The organism is uncultured Limnohabitans sp. (genome assembly GCF_937889215.1).
Taxonomy (GTDB): domain Bacteria; phylum Pseudomonadota; class Gammaproteobacteria; order Burkholderiales; family Burkholderiaceae_C; genus Limnohabitans_A.
Map to the genome: position 1 here is coordinate 1 of NZ_CALBEX010000595.1, position 2,405 is coordinate 2,405.

General features: G+C 62.7%; 1 protein-coding gene. It reads right to left on the reverse strand.

What is annotated here, in order from left to right:
• Positions 1-152 precede the first annotated feature (152 nt).
• Positions 153-2,405: bifunctional [glutamate--ammonia ligase]-adenylyl-L-tyrosine phosphorylase/[glutamate--ammonia-ligase] adenylyltransferase (glnE, locus tag Q0341_RS14910; protein WP_299514943.1), on the reverse strand; the 2,253-nt coding region annotated here is incomplete at its 5' end.

The following is a 2,405-nucleotide window of genomic DNA, read 5'->3' on the forward strand; positions in this document are numbered from 1 at the left end:
TGTCATTGGTATAACTTTAGTGCTTATAAAAAAATATTATCAATCTTTAAGTGTTGGTTATTAGGCAATTTTGGCGGTTACCTTGCTGTTTTCTGACTGATTTTCACGTTTTGCCATACCGCAGCCCCAGGCTGGGCCGAAGGCAGGGGCGCTCAGCCCATCACCCCGCGCCAGAGCGCCAGCACCACATCGCGCTCGCTGGCCAAAGTGGCCATCGGCACGTCGGTGGGCTCTTCGTTCAGGCGGGCGTGGTGTTGCACGCGACGCAGCTCGCGGTAGGCGTTGGCGGTGGCTTGGCCGATGCCCTGGGGCAGCAAACCCACGGCTTCAGCGCGAATCAGCAAGGCGATGTTGCCCACGTTGTCGGCCAGTTCCGGGTGGGCGGCGGTGTGCAGCAGCACCAGATATTGCACGGCAAACTCGGCGTCCACCATGCCGCCGGGGCTGTGTTTCACATCAAAGCGCTCGGCCTTGACCGGGTGGCCCTGGCGCACTTTGTCGCGCATGGCCACAATTTCGGCTTTCAGGCTGGCCGCGTCACGCGGGGCGCCGATGACGGCGTGGCGCACGGCGTCAAATCGAGGCGCCAGGCTGGGCAGGCCCATGACAAAGCGGGCGCGGGTCATGGCTTGGTGTTCCCAAGTCCAAGCGGCGTTGCTGCCGCGCTGCTCTTGGTAGTCGGCATAGGCTTCAAAGCGGGTCACGAGCAGGCCCGAGTTGCCGTTGGGGCGCAGGGCGGTGTCGATCTCGTACAAATCACCTTCGGCGGTTTTGACCGTCATCCAGTTGATCATTTTGCGCACGTAGCTGGCGTAGATTTCCTGAGCACGTTCATCTTCATCGTCGTACACAAAAACGATGTCCAGGTCGCTGCCGTAACCCAACTCTTTGCCGCCCAATTTGCCGTAGCCAATGATGGCAATCGCCGGTTCGTCGCGGTGGCGGTTTTTCAGGCGGTCCCAGCACCAGCGGGCCGTCACGCGCAGCACGGCATCGGCCAGAGCGCTCAAGTCGTCGGCCACTTGCTCCACGGTGAGCACGCCTTCGACGTCACGGGCCAGTGTGCGGAACTGCTCCGCGTGGTGGGCGCGGCGCAGCAAATTGAGCAGGCTTTCTTCGTCGTCCTCTCCGGTGCGTTGCAGGGCTGCACGCCGCGCTTGCAGTTCGCCTTCAAACTCTGACGCGTCAAAGCGGCTGTCAAACAGGTTGCCACCGGCCAACTCGTCGATCACGCCGGGGTGCTGCAGCAAGTAGCGGGCAGGCCATTTGGCCGCGCCCAGCAAGCGCAGAAGGCGTTCGTGCACCGAAGGACGCTCCAACATGAGGGCCAAATAACTTTCGCGACGCAGCAGGGGCTCGATCCAGTCGGCCATGCGCAGCACGGCTTCGTCGCTGACGCGCCCCTCGTCCAGCCATTGGGCAGTGCGCTGAAGCAAACGCATCAGGCGCCCACGGGCATCGTCACGCAGGGCCAACACGCGTGGGTTATCGGCCCACAAGGCCAGACGGGTGCGCACCGCGCCACTGAAATCGCCCAGCACGGCCTCGAGCTCGGCGTGCTCACGGCCGGTTTTGCCATTTTTGCCATGGCAGGTTTTGCAGTCGCGGTCACCACCGAGCAGCGTGTCAAATTCTTGCGCCACCACTTCGCGGTGTGCGTCCAGCGCGCTCAAGAAACTGCAGGTGCTGGCGTGCCCCAACGTCTGCGCGATCCAGTCCAGGTCATCGTCGCGAGTAGGCAGCACATGGGTTTGCTGGTCGTCCAGGTACTGTATGCGATGCTCCACCTGGCGCAAAAACACATAGGCCGCGCTCAAAGCGTCGGCCGTGGCCTGCGGCATGAGCCCAGCTTTGGCCACGCGCTGCAGGGCGTCCAGCGTAGGGCGGGTGCGCAGCTCGGGAAACTGGCCGCCACGCACCACCTGCAGCAGCTGCACCGTGAATTCGATCTCACGGATGCCACCGCGTGAGAGCTTCACATCATTGGCGCGTTCGGGGTGGCCCGCGCTGCGTTTGGCCGCGTGGTCGCGGATTTGTTGGTGCAGTGTGCGCAACGATTCGAAAACGTTGTAGTCGAGGTAGCGGCGAAACACAAAGGGCAGCACCACGCCGCGCAGCGCCTCGGCCGATGCGTTGACCACCGCACTGCGGGGCGCGACCACACGGCTTTTCATCCAGGCAAAACGCTCCCACTCGCGGCCTTGCACCAGGAAATATTCCTCCAAGGCGTCCAAGGACATCACGCTGGGGCCAGAGTTGCCATTGGGCCGCAGGGCCAAATCAACGCGGAACACAAATCCGTGCTCGGTGGTGTCACCAATCAGGGCGTACATGCGCTTGACGGCGCGGGTGAAGTATTCCTGGCACGAGACCTTGTTGCGCCCTTCGCTGTTGCCCCGGGTCTG